This window comes from Acidobacteriaceae bacterium, from assembly GCA_035944135.1.
Taxonomy (GTDB): domain Bacteria; phylum Acidobacteriota; class Terriglobia; order Terriglobales; family Acidobacteriaceae; genus Granulicella.
In genome coordinates this window covers 24,173-35,572 of the sequence record DASZBM010000005.1, presented here as the reverse complement: position 1 = coordinate 35,572, position 11,400 = coordinate 24,173, and the positions used below count along the sequence as shown (strand labels likewise).

At 58.9% G+C, this 11,400-nt stretch carries 10 protein-coding genes; 7 read left to right on the top strand and 3 right to left on the bottom strand.

Features of this window, described 5'->3' with window-relative positions; all coding sequences use genetic code 11:
• Nucleotides 1-486: amidohydrolase family protein (locus VGU25_11140; GenBank protein HEV2577753.1), on the bottom strand; the 486-nt coding region annotated here is incomplete at its 3' end.
• Here VGU25_11140 and VGU25_11135 point away from each other — a divergent pair.
• Both VGU25_11135 and VGU25_11130 read left to right on the top strand, forming a co-directional pair.
• Nucleotides 463-1,107, top strand: a complete 645-nt coding sequence (locus VGU25_11135) for a nucleoside deaminase (GenBank protein HEV2577752.1) — start codon at nt 463-465, stop codon at nt 1,105-1,107. The two genes, VGU25_11140 and VGU25_11135, sit on opposite strands and share 24 nt — an antisense overlap.
• Before the next feature lie 21 nt (nt 1,108-1,128).
• Nucleotides 1,129-2,394 carry a homoserine dehydrogenase gene (locus tag VGU25_11130; GenBank protein ID HEV2577751.1) on the top strand — a complete coding sequence of 422 codons (1,266 nt, stop codon included), beginning with the start codon at nt 1,129-1,131 and terminating at the stop codon, nt 2,392-2,394.
• A gap of 66 nt (nt 2,395-2,460) precedes the next feature.
• On the opposite strand, the gene moeB is transcribed toward VGU25_11130, so the two are convergent.
• Nucleotides 2,461-3,684, bottom strand: a complete 1,224-nt coding sequence (gene moeB, locus VGU25_11125) for a molybdopterin-synthase adenylyltransferase MoeB (GenBank protein HEV2577750.1) — start codon at nt 3,682-3,684, stop codon at nt 2,461-2,463.
• Between the two features lie 369 nt (nt 3,685-4,053).
• Complete coding sequence (locus tag VGU25_11120) at nt 4,054-4,356, bottom strand: MoaD/ThiS family protein (protein HEV2577749.1); 303 nt, start codon at nt 4,354-4,356, stop codon at nt 4,054-4,056.
• 196 nt (nt 4,357-4,552) lie between these two features.
• Between VGU25_11120 and VGU25_11115 the strand changes: the two genes are divergently transcribed.
• The 5 genes from VGU25_11115 (at nt 4,553) to VGU25_11095 (ending at nt 11,391) form a co-directional block, all read left to right on the top strand.
• A complete protein-coding gene (locus tag VGU25_11115; GenBank protein HEV2577748.1) occupies nt 4,553-4,837 on the top strand; it encodes a BrnT family toxin in 285 nt (94 codons plus the stop codon).
• Nucleotides 4,818-5,066, top strand: a complete 249-nt coding sequence (locus VGU25_11110) for a hypothetical protein (protein HEV2577747.1) — start codon at nt 4,818-4,820, stop codon at nt 5,064-5,066. The genes VGU25_11115 and VGU25_11110 overlap by 20 nt, the downstream gene beginning before the upstream one ends.
• Before the next feature lie 307 nt (nt 5,067-5,373).
• A complete protein-coding gene (locus VGU25_11105; GenBank protein ID HEV2577746.1) occupies nt 5,374-6,132 on the top strand; it encodes a hypothetical protein in 759 nt (252 codons plus the stop codon).
• A 417-nt stretch (nt 6,133-6,549) separates the two neighbouring features.
• Entirely contained in the window at nt 6,550-7,659 is a 1,110-nt protein-coding gene (locus tag VGU25_11100; protein HEV2577745.1) for an NACHT domain-containing protein, read from the top strand.
• 120 nt (nt 7,660-7,779) lie between these two features.
• A complete protein-coding gene (locus VGU25_11095) occupies nt 7,780-11,391 on the top strand; it encodes a TonB-dependent receptor (GenBank protein HEV2577744.1) in 3,612 nt (1,203 codons plus the stop codon).
• Nucleotides 11,392-11,400: the final 9 nt, after the last annotated feature.

Below are 11,400 nucleotides of genomic sequence, written 5' to 3'. Positions count from 1 at the left end.
CACCAGCAGCGGGAGCCCAGTGCGCGCAATGTGTGGCACCGCGAGCTCCAGGTTTGCCCGATCGATCTCCGTGAACCCGTCCGTTCCCGGATAGATCAGGAAGCACTTGAACCCGGCCACACCTGCGATGGCCAGCGGCTCCAGCTCATATTGATTTCCATCCACCGCTCCGCCCCACAGCGCATAATCCACCATGGCCTTGCCCCGCGCTGCTTCACGCTTCAACTCCAGCGCTTCAACGTCCGTCGTCTCCGGCAGGCAGTTCAGCGGCATATCCACGATCGTGGTGAATCCACCCGCGGCGGCCGCGCGTGTTCCCGTTTCGAACCCCTCCCACTCCATTCGACCCGGCTCGTTCAAATGGGTGTGCACATCGACGAGGCCCGGAAGCAACGCGAGCTCGCCAACATCCTCCAGCGAAGTCTCAGCCGAAACTTCGCTGGCGTCTCTCACTGCAACGATGTGCTCGCCCTCGATCAGCACCACCGCATCGCGCTCGCCATCCGGCGTGACAACATGTCTGGACCGCAGACCGTGTACCATGATGCTGATTATGCCCCTTTTGACAGGCCAGACAGAGACCATCCGATGAACGATCTTCGTCCCGAATTCGGCGAAGCCCGTCCCGAGTTTCGCGAAGCCAGTCCGGAATTCATGGAGCAGGCGATCGCGCTCGCGACTGAGAACGTCACGAGCGGCCGCGGCGGTCCGTTCGGCGCCGTGATCGTGAAGGATGGCAAGGTGCTTGCCACCGGCGTCAATCACGTAACCGAATGGAATGATCCTACGGCCCACGCTGAGGTCGTCGCCATTCGTGAAGCTTGCAAAAAGCTCGGCAGCTTCTGGCTGGAAGGCTGCGATATCTACACCAGTTGCGAGCCCTGTCCCATGTGCCTTGCAGCTCTTTATTGGTCCCATTGCCGCGCCATTTATTACGGCAACAGTGCGGCAGACGCTGCACGCATCGGCTTTGATGATTCGTTCCTCTACGACGAGATGCGAAAGCCTCTTGATCAGCGCACCATTCCGATCAGGAACCTGCTCGCCGATAAAGCGTGGGAGAGCTTCGCCGCATGGGAAGCGAGCCCCAACAAAGTGAAATATTAATCAACACCATAGGAGTAACGATTGCGGTTAGGTTTGCTTGGCTTCGGTACGGTTGGCAGTTCATTCGCTGAGGTTCTCGCTGCTGGTGCTCACAGCGAGATCAGGATCACGCGCGTCTTCAATCGTGACGTGCAGCGCAAGCGTCAGCATGCGCGCGCAAAGTTTGTGCCTTCCGACGCAATCTGGACCGACCGCGTCGAAGACGTCCTGGAAGCATCCGATGTCGATGCCATAGTCGAGTTGATTGGCGGACTCGATCCGATCGAGGGATGGTTGCGCACCGCGATCACCGCGGGCAAGCATGTCATCACGGCCAACAAGCAACTGCTCGCGTTCCGCGGAACCGAGTTGCTCGATCTTGCCGCAAAGCACAGTGTGCAGTTGCTCTTCGGTGCGGCCGTCGCTGGCGGCGTGCCGGTAATCCCTGGAATGGTGCAGGGATTGAGCGGCGACCGCATCCGCCGCATCAGCGGCATCGTGAACGGCACCTGCAACTTCATCCTCAGTTCCATGGAGAACGGCTTCAACTACGGTGAGGTGCTCGCCAACGCGCAGCGTGCCGGCTATGCCGAAGCTGATCCGTCCGCTGACGTCGACGGCTTCGATGCACGTGCGAAGCTCTGTATTCTCGCGCGCCTCGCGCTCCAGGCCGAGATTCGTCCCGAAGATGTGCCCGCACAGACCATCCGGCACGTCGGCGCCGTCGACTTCCCCTACGCAAAGGAGCTGGCCTGCACGATCCGGCAGGTCTCCCGCGCGCAGCTTGATGGCGATGTGGTGCGCGCTCGCGTCGGCCCGATGCTCGTGCCGAAAACCTCCCCGATCGCCTGGTCGCGCGGCACGCAGAACATGATTGTCACCAGCGGCGAGTTCGGCGGAGATGTTGTCTTCAGCGGGCATGGCGCCGGTGGACATCCTACGGCAGTTGCGGTGGTGAGCGATGTGCTCGCCGTCGCGCAGGGAAGTTCCGCGGTGCGGCTCCCGGTCCAGAAGCTGCCGGTCACAGGCGACGTGAAGGCGCCTCACTACCTGCGGCTGGTTGTCGCGGACCGTCCTGGAATCGTCGCTGCGATTGCGGGAGCTTTGGCGAAGCAGCAGATCAACATTGACTCGATCCTGCAGCATCGCGGCCATGCCTTCGACCGGTTGCCGTTTGTCGTCACCACTGAGCCGTGCCTGCGCTCAACGCTCGACCGCGCTGTCGCGGAGATGAGCACGATGGACTTCATGCTCGAACCGCCGCTCGTGCTGGAGATTCTCGTGGAAGAGGATGCAGAGCGCGATTAGCTCTGACGATCGTGCAAAGCAAAAGCTCCGCCTTGTGGCGGAGCTTCGATTTTGCGAACAGTCGCGTTAGTACTTCGGCAGCGACTTGTCGATTTTGTCCGCCCAGGCCGTGATGCCGCCGGCAAGGTTCTTCACGTTCGTGAAGCCCGCCTGTTTGAGCGCGAGCGATGCCTTCTGGCTGCGGCCACCGGTCTTGCAGTGGACCACGATCTCCTCGTTTTTGCCGACGGGGATCTCGTTGAAGCGCTGCTCGAGCTGGCCAACGGGGATCAACGGAGCACCGATGTTGACGATCTGGTACTCGTGCGGCTCGCGGACGTCGAGGATGAATGGCTTGCGGCCTGCGTCAATCTCGGCCTTGAGCTGCTCGACCGAGAGCTGCGGAATGCCGTCGACGACAGGCAGATCTGCGACTTTGCCGTGCGAGGAAACCTCGAGCGGGCCGGTTTCCGTCGGCTTCTGAATGCCGCAGAACTGGTCGTAATCGATCAGTTCTTTGATTTCGTGCGTTCCGCAGGCAGGGCAGTTGGGATTTTTGCGCAGCTTCAGGGTGCGGAAGTTCATGCCCAGCGCATCGACGAGCAATAGGCGTCCGATCAGCGGCTCGCCGATGCCGAGGATGAGCTTGATGACCTCGGTCGCCTGAATGATTCCGACCAGCCCCGGCAAAATGCCGAGGACGCCGCCTTCGGCGCAGGATGGAACCAGGCCGGGGGGTGGGGGTTCGGGGTAGAGGCAGCGGTAGCAGGGGCCGTCCTCGTGGGCGAAGACGGAGGCCTGGCCCTCGAAGCGGAAGATGGAGCCGTAGGCGTTGGGCTTGCCGGTGAGGACGCAGGCGTCGTTGACGAGGTAGCGGGTCTGGAAGTTGTCGGTGCCGTCGGCGACGATGTCGTAGTCGCGGAAGATCTCGAGGGCGTTGGCCGAGGTGAGCATGGTGTTGTGCTTCACCACGTTGGTGTTCTTGTTCAGGCCCTTGATCATCTGCTCGGCGGAGTCGACCTTGAGCATGCCGACGGTGGACTGCGAGTGGATGATCTGGCGCTGGAGATTTGATTCGTCGACGACGTCGAAGTCGATGAGGCCGAGGGTGCCGACGCCGGCGGCGGCGAGGTAGAGGGCCAGGGGGGCGCCGAGGCCGCCGGTACCAACGCAGAGGACCTTGGCGGCCTTGAGCTTCTGCTGGCCTTCCATGCCGACCTCAGGGAGGATCAGGTGGCGCGAGTAGCGGGCGATTTCCTCGTTGGTCAGCTTCGGCAGTTCGGTTTTCAGATCGTCGAGTGTGGCTGGCATTTTTTCCTTCTGGAGGGGGTACCCCCCCTCCCCCCTGTTTTGGTGCAAAGTCTTCAAAAGATTTGACTTAGCCTTGGACTTTAATTGCAAAGTATTCAAAACAGGGGAGTTGTACGCAAAGTATTCAATACAGGTGGTTTAGCTTCCACCTTCGAGCTCGGGCCGTCCTTGGTTAATCATACCGTGGGTCAAGCGGGGTTCGGTTTTGTCAAGCAGGGCGACTTGTCTCCTCTATGGAGATGCGGCGGCTTGAGCCGTGGATTCGTGGAGCTCCGGACAAAAACAAATACAGAGGTCCTTCGCCTACGGCTCAGGATGACGGCAGTCTGGAATCTTGGGGGGGAGCTGAGCTCCGGGTTGTTCTCGCTTCTAGCGACAACAACAGGCAGCGAGGGGACAACAGCCGCCAGCGATGGAGGGGATGATGGAGAGTTCGGCGGCATCATCAACGCCAGTGTGTTCTTTTTCAGGGAGATAGCGGACGTCCTCGTCATTGACGTAGACGTTCACGAACGAGCGGAGCTTGCCGTCAGGGGTGAAGAGATGCTGGCGCATGGCAGGGAACTGCTCGACCAGCTGCTCCAGACCCTCAGCGACCGTCACGCCCCCGACCGAGACGGTCTGCTGCCGCTCGGTGTAGTTGCGAAGTGGTGTTGGGATATGGACTTTCATTGTTATCTATTATGCCGTACCTGTCCGCGCCTGCACCGTGGGGGTGGCAGGATTCGCTTTATTGGTGGGTATTGGATGCTCGCCGGGGTGGGGTAGGTGCAGAGTTGGGGGCTTGGAGGGTCTGCGGCCTCACCTATCCGGGGCGTTGCAAGGAGCGTGACGGTCCGGTAGAAGCGAACTGACACCGCCGGGCCCCATGTTGAAGTACCAGTTTGATCCACGCAAAGCTGCTGCGAACGTTCGCAAGCACCGGGTCTCGTTTGACGAAGCTGTCACGGTCTTCGAAGGCGACCCGTCGGCATACACCGATTTCGACCCCGACCACTCAGATACCGACTCGCGATTTTTCACCATCGGGGTCTCAGCCTCTGGCAAACTCCTATTCATCAGCCATAATGAAACCGGTGGACTGATCCGCATCATCAGTGCGCGTCACGCCACACGTGCAGAACGGAAGCTCTATGAAGACTCAGAGAACTAAGTCCGGCTTGCAGAGGTCTTCGGCCAGGTCGAAGACGGCCGTCCGGGGTAAGTACTTCAATAAGCTCGAGGGATCAAACCTCGCCATCATCGACCCTGAGCTTCACGAGCACTTTCCGGACTCCGAGTCGGTCAACCGCGCTTTGCGTGCGTTTCTTGGGATTCGGGAGCAGATGAAGGCCGCGTCGCCGTCGCGATCCGGTTCGAAGCGGCAGCCTGAAGCAGCGTAATCGCGATCTAAGCAGTGAGAAATTTCTGATGCGGCGGGGCATCGTCGTCCGAGTCGGTCGCTCTGCATTTCACGAGTGCGCCCGCGTTTGCGGCCAGGACAGGAAGGCAATTCAGTCGTTACCCCTTCGCTGCGCTTCGGGTTCACTCCAGCCTTCGGCAGAGCGGAGCCAACTTCTGACCGAGTGCGGCCAGAAGTTGGGCACCCGGATGCGGGCCGACCGCGCGATGTCGATCAGGTAAGTGGATCTAGCGAAGAGTGTTAGGGTGGAGTAGCTATAAATACCGGAATGATTTCCAGGACCAAACGTGATCACTGTTGAGCAATTTGCGGGGCTTTTTCGCCATGAAGAAGACTTAAGAGAAAAGCTTTCTTTAATGCTTCGCAATGTTCCTGGCTATCAGGGAGTCCGAATAACGCACGGCAACATGGAGCGAGGCAAAGACGTAATTTTCTACGCTAGTGACCCGCTGACGGGATACTACTGTTGCGCTTGCGTCGTGAAAAGTGACCGAATTGTCGGCTCTGTGTCTAGCAACCAGGGCGCCCGAACTGTCTTCTTGCAGGCCCAACAGTGCCTCGACACATCTCGAACTGCAGACGATGGCACCAGTGAGTATGCACGAATGGTTTACATAGTTTCCCCTTATGAGTGCTCCGAATCAGCCATGGCCTCGATACAGGGCAGCCTAGAACAGAGGCGGGGCAGCATACAGTTCCTTTGTGGCTCACGCCTGCTTGAGATGTTCGAGAAATATTATCTGAACGGGCTCATATTCGATTCATCTTTCTTGGGAAACTACGTAATTCAGCTGCGATCCGCGCTGCTCAAGTCCGACCCGATCAGTTTTATCGCAGCGCAGAACGATATCTTCGCGACAGGCTTGAAGCAGTTTGAGGCCGTTTACGTAAAACAGGATTTCAGGAAGACGTTCAGACTTTATGACTTTGTTGGCGAAATAGAACCGCCATTTTCCCCCAACTTGCCGTTGACGTTTGAAGAGTTCAAACTCCTGCCGGATTGGTTGGAATATATCAAGGTCAGACTGGCCGATGAGCAAATCTAGGACGAGTCGGATCGTTCCAATATTCGTAATCTTTGCGCCGAGCTTACGTCTCTTGCGGCGGATCTCCTCACAGATTGGGAGGAAACTTGGCAGATCCATTATGACGGCCCTTTGCCCTCTTCGGGCTCGAAACGTGACCCGCGTCCCGTTGCTATATCTTCCGCCCTCTCAGCCAGGTGGAGCGCAGCAACGCAAGCGATACTAGCGGCGTTCGATTCGTTCGCCCAAGCGGTTTCGTCGAGCAACGACTTCGTCCAGTCTTTGAATACACATCCACCGCTTGGAGATCCGGCCCTGCTCGAATATTGCAGGATAGATGACCTAGCTGGTCGATATCCAGAGCTCCTAAAGGCGCGTGTCCTTCCGAGGAAATTTCCGATTGCAAGAGCTGTTGTCGAGCAGACTACTGCACCAATCATGATTACTGCGGCTGCCGGTCACGGGAAGACATCTTTCTGTAAGTGGCGGGTCTTGGAGAGCATCCGGGAACTGGAATCACGCACTAGCGATTGTCTCCCGTTTTACGTGCCGCTGCATCAGCTCGCAGTGCAAGAGTTGGATGGCACGCCGGAAGAAATCTTTCTACATGATCCTGCTCTAGTCAGACACTTTCAAGAACTCTGTTCCGCGGGCAAGCGCGCATCCGTATTTTTCGATGGTCTTGACGAAGTGACCACGATCCAACGTCAGCGCGACCTACTCGAAGCAGCTAAGAATCTGAGCGAGCGCTATCCGATGGTTTCCGTGGTCGTAACGGCTAGAGATCATGTCGGAGGCTCGTGGCTGAGTTGGCTCTCCCGGATCGAACTCAGCGAAATGAGCGAAGAGCAAGCAGAAACGCTTGTCGGTAAGTGGCTAGGTGATAAGTCGGAAGATTACTCCGCATTCTTCACGCAACTCGAGCAGGCGCGAACGCTGACTTCCTTAATTCGCATTCCGCTGCTCTGCACTTTAATCATCGGCGTTTTCCGTAGGAACCGGGAGTTACCGCAGAGCCGCGCTCGGTTATATGACATAGTAACCGAATTAATGTGCGGAGGATGGGATCTCGCGAAAAACATCCCGCGCAACTTAAAGTTTGGTTCTGATCAGAAGCGCGAAGTTCTGACCCGTCTAGCGGGCATTCTTCACATGAATCGCCGGCGAGAAGCGACAGAGCGAGAGTTTCAGCTCGCTGTCGATGACGTATGGAGAACAAGTCTTCCAAATTGGCGAGTGCTCCTGTCGGAAGTCCTGGAGGATTCGCTTTTGACAAGAGTCGGAGGAGAACTGACGTTCTCTCACCTCAGTTTCCAAGAGTATTTGGCCGCAAGGGATTTAGGAGATCCATCCGGCAACCGCCAGAAGAATGCTCTTCGTGCGTACCTTCGCGGCGACGATTGGTGGGCGGAGGTGCTGAGCTTCTATATCGCTAGCTCGTCTAGGCCTCTAGAGATGAAAAAGTGGGCGGAGGCGGAAGCCTTGAAGACAGTCGGCCGACGGATGCAGGAAGAAAGGCTGACCCGACTATTCGGACATCCGTCATAAGCGGCCTCGCGGACTCGCATCCACAGGCTGCGTCTGATCGGATCACGCAGGTGAAGGTAAGATGGGGCGCCCAGGTTTTTGTGAATGGTTATCAGAGTGTGGGTCAATGGGATATCTGGGATGGGGCACTCGGTTCGTCACAAGATCGAATTTTTGTTTGACGGACGTTTAGAGAAGTTCGGTACACTGCCCCGCATGTTCAAAACAGAGCGTTTCCCCCTTTTCCTGTCTGTGCTGGGTGTGGTGTTGTTCCTGCTCCCGGTTTCGCGGCTGGCTGCGCAGTACGAAAACGGAAGTTTGCTGGGCACGATTCGCGACACAACCGGGGCACCGATTGCGGGCGCGGCGGTGTCGGTGACGAATACGGCGACGGGTGTGAGCAGCGACACGAAGACGGATACGGAGGGGAATTACGACGTTCCGCAGTTGAGGGTGGGCGTGTACAGCGTGGTGGCGTCGGCGACGGGGTTTTCGAAGGCGGAGGCGCGGAACATTACGGTTTCGGTGGGGAACCGGCAGCGCATTGACCTGACGCTGAAGGTGGGCGGGGCGGAGGTGACGGTCGAGGTGAGCGATGTGGCGCTGCAGATTGAGACGGAGTCGAGCCAGCGCGACCAGACGATAACGAATGCGCAGAGTGAGGCGCTGCCGCTGGTGAACAGGAACTATACGGACCTGCTGGGGCTGGTGACGGGTGTGCGGCAGGCGCCGACGGCAGCGACGACCTCGAGCAATGGGAACAGCTTGATCCGGCAGGGCGCGTATAACGTGAACGGGCAGCGGTCGGTGTTCAACAACTTTCTGCTGGATGGGATGGACAACAACTCGTATGGGGAGTCGAACCAGGGGTTTGATAACCAGATTATTTCGGTGCCGCCGGATTCGGTGGCGCAGTTCAGCGTGGTGACGAATAACGAGAGCGCGGAGTATGGGCGGAGCTCGGGCGCAACGATCAATGTGGCGTCGCAGTCGGGGGCGAACCAGTTTCATGGGACGATTTATGAGTTTTTGCGCAATACGGATTTGAATGCGGCGGGATTTTTCAAGCCGACGCTGATCGGAACGAATGGGCCGGTGCCGTTCCGCAAGCCGACGACGAACCGCAACCAGTTTGGCGGCGACCTGGGCGGGCCGATTGTGCACGATCATCTGTTCTTTTTTTTGGACTATGAAGGGCTGCGCGCGATTACGAAGCCGCTGTTTGTGCTGACGCTGCCGACGCAGAATGAGCTGAATGGCGTGCTGGTGGTTCCGGTGAGGAATCCGGTGACGGGCGTGGTGTATCCGGCGGGGCAGGCGATTCCGGCGAGTGCGATTAATCCGCTGTCGTCGTTGATTGTGGCGGACTTCAAGAAGATTGCGGGGTTGCCGCAGACGGGGTCGGGGTCGACGGGGCAGAACGCGAACGATTACTCGGTGCAGATACCGTTCAGGGATTTTGGCGACAAGGGCGATCTGCGGCTGGATTATGCGAAGAGTGCGTCGTCGCGATTCTTTCTGCGTGTGAGCGATCGCAAGGAGACGGGAACGAATTTCCCGACTATTCCGCTGCCGCTGGAAGGGCAGGTGGCGGGGCCGCAGCGGATTCTGGATCAGCAGATTGCGTTGGGGTACACGGGGATCTTCGGGGCGAACCGCGTGCTGGATGTGCGGCTGGGGCTGTCGCGGACGAAGGCAGGCAAGACGCCGCCGAGTGTAGGGACGCAGACGTTTCCGATACCGGGGCTGCCGACGTCGCCGAATTTGGCGGGCGGGCTGCCGGCGGTTGCGATCTCGGGCGGGTTTACATCGTTTGGGCGACAGACGACGAATCCGCAGTTTCAGAATCCGGCGCTGATGGACCCGAAGGCGAACTACACATGGCTGCATGGGGAGCACTCGTTCAAGTTCGGGTATGAGTGGGAGAAGATCTGGATGGGCGTGCTGGACAACAATCCGCTTTATGGGTCGTTTACGTTTGGCGGAGGGTACAGCGCGTGCCCGGCGGGGACGGTGATTGCCGGTGTGGGGACTTGCTCGTCGGCGAGCGGAACGCCGGTGGGTTTGTCGACGGCGAAGGTGGCGGACACGTACTTCGCGGATTTTCTGTTTGGGACGACGAGTGCGTATGCGCTGGCGAACTTCTTTGAGGCGCATCTGCGGCAGACGATCCAGAGTGTGTATGCGCAGGATGACTGGAAGGTGCGGCCGAACCTGACGCTGAACCTTGGGTTGCGGTGGGAGTATGGATCGCCGTACTCGGAGAAGGACAATTATGTGTCGAACTGGGACCCGACATCGCAGACGGTGCTGACGATTTCGCCGGGCGCGGTGGCGGGTAACGGAATCACGCCGGTGAGTGCGGGAGGTGTGTATGGCAAGACGCTGGTGAATCCGGACCTGAACGATCTTGCGCCGCGCGTGGGCTTTGCGTATTCGCCGGTGCCGTCGCTGTCGATTCGCGGAGGGTTTGGGACGAGTTATGTGCACTACACGCGCGCGGGGTCAGGTGACATCGCGGCGATCAATGCGCCACAGGCGCAGTTTGCGGCGGTGAGCCAGATCGCGCCGAGCACGACGAACCATTGCGCGTCGCCGCTGCCGGCGCAGATTATTGCGACGGGGTCGACGACGGAGAGCTGCTATGTGACGGCGGACCAGGGCTTCCCATCGGCGCTGGCGACGAACTTCAATCCGGCGACGGACAACATCACGTGGGTGCCAAAGAATACGCGCGACAGCTACGTGGAGAACTACTACCTGGCGGTGCAGCGGCAGCTCTTCAAGAACGGGCTGGTGGACGTCGCGTACGTGGGCAATCACGGATTGAAGCTGCAGGGCTTCATCAACGGCAACCAGCGGAATGTAACGGCGACGGGTGGATATGTGCGGCCGTTTGCAAACTGGCCTTCGGATATCACGGAGGCGCTGAACGAATTTATGTCGAACTACAACTCGCTGCAGGTGCGGTATGAGCAGCGGATGACGGCGGGGCTGACGCTGCTGAACAGCTTCACGTGGGAGCACTCGCTGGACAACGCGAGCGCGTCGCTGGAGGGCAACACGCCTTCGCCGCAGGATGGGTTCAATCTTGCGGGAGATTATGCGCAGTCGGATTACAACCTGCCGATCGCGAACATCACGAGCCTGGTTTATGACCTGCCGATCGGACGTGGGCGGCACTTCGGGTCGCACATGAATGGAGCGCTGGATGCGGTGGTAGGCGGATGGCAGATCAGCGCGGTAAACACGGCGCAGGCAGGGACGCCGTTCAACATTACGTACTCGCCGAACTCGGCGCAGCTCGCATCGACGCAGATTACGGCGAATTATCGCGGCGTGAATTTGTATAGGCCGAACCGGGTACCGGGCGTGCCGCTGACGCTGGGGCGGAGTGTGCAGCAGGCGAACACGGGGTATGTGCAGTACATCAACTATGCGGCGATTCAACTGCCCGCGATCAACAACGCGAGCGGGGTGCTGCAGTCACCGTTCGGGAATCTTTCAAGGAATCCGGGGAGAACGCCGCCGCTGTATCAGACGGACCTGGATGTGAACAAGCGCTTCCATACGCCGATTGAGCGGATGCAGGTGGAGTTCCGCTCGGAACTGTACAACGTGTTCAACCACACGAACCTGTACCTGCCGAGCAGCCCGACGGGGACGCAAGGAGGGAATCCGACGGCGGGTGGGATTATCTCGAGCACGTTCACGCCGCGAGTGGTGCAGTTTGCGGTGAAGGTAATTTTTTAGCGGGAGATT

Coding starts and splice junctions, on each gene's coding strand:
- moeB (HEV2577750.1), bottom strand. CDS start 3,684: ATGCCAGCCACACTCGACGATCTGAAAACCGAACTGCCGAAGCTGACC.
- VGU25_11120 (HEV2577749.1), bottom strand. CDS start 4,356: ATGAAAGTCCATATCCCAACACCACTTCGCAACTACACCGAGCGGCAG.
- VGU25_11115 (HEV2577748.1), top strand. CDS start 4,553: ATGTTGAAGTACCAGTTTGATCCACGCAAAGCTGCTGCGAACGTTCGC.
- VGU25_11110 (HEV2577747.1), top strand. CDS start 4,818: ATGAAGACTCAGAGAACTAAGTCCGGCTTGCAGAGGTCTTCGGCCAGG.
- VGU25_11100 (HEV2577745.1), top strand. CDS start 6,550: ATGATTACTGCGGCTGCCGGTCACGGGAAGACATCTTTCTGTAAGTGG.
- VGU25_11095 (HEV2577744.1), top strand. CDS start 7,780: ATGGGGCACTCGGTTCGTCACAAGATCGAATTTTTGTTTGACGGACGT.